The following is a 389-nucleotide window of genomic DNA, read 5'->3' on the forward strand; positions in this document are numbered from 1 at the left end:
GGTTTCAGTTGGTTGATCTCTATAGTACACCAGAGCAAGAACTACTTAGCTATAAAAAGGCTGCTGTTGCAGCTATGGTTCTGAAACAAGGTATTTATCGTTCGTTTAATCAATGGTTTATTGAACATATAGGATTAATTGTAGATTTACTAGAAAAAGGTTATATTAATTATGCTAGTGAAGCTTTTTCGTATATGTTACAGGTAGATGATCATCCAGATTTGTTAGAAACGATCAAGCAATCTAATCCAAAATTAAAGGAAATTGCCATGTCAATAGCTGAAACATTAAGACAAGAAGGAAAACAAGAAGGGATCAGGATAGGTGAAGAAAAAGGGAAAATGATGGGTATCCAAATAGGGCAAAAAAAGGGCAAGCTAGAGGGCAAG

At 35.0% G+C, this 389-nt stretch carries 1 pseudogene; it reads left to right on the top strand.

The annotated features are described in order from the left end of the window. Window positions 1–389: pseudogene (locus MUW74_RS03880) on the top strand (hypothetical protein); the annotation flags it as partial.

Source organism: Candidatus Cardinium sp. cBcalN2 (assembly GCF_022810445.1).
GTDB lineage: Bacteria > Bacteroidota > Bacteroidia > Cytophagales > Amoebophilaceae > Cardinium.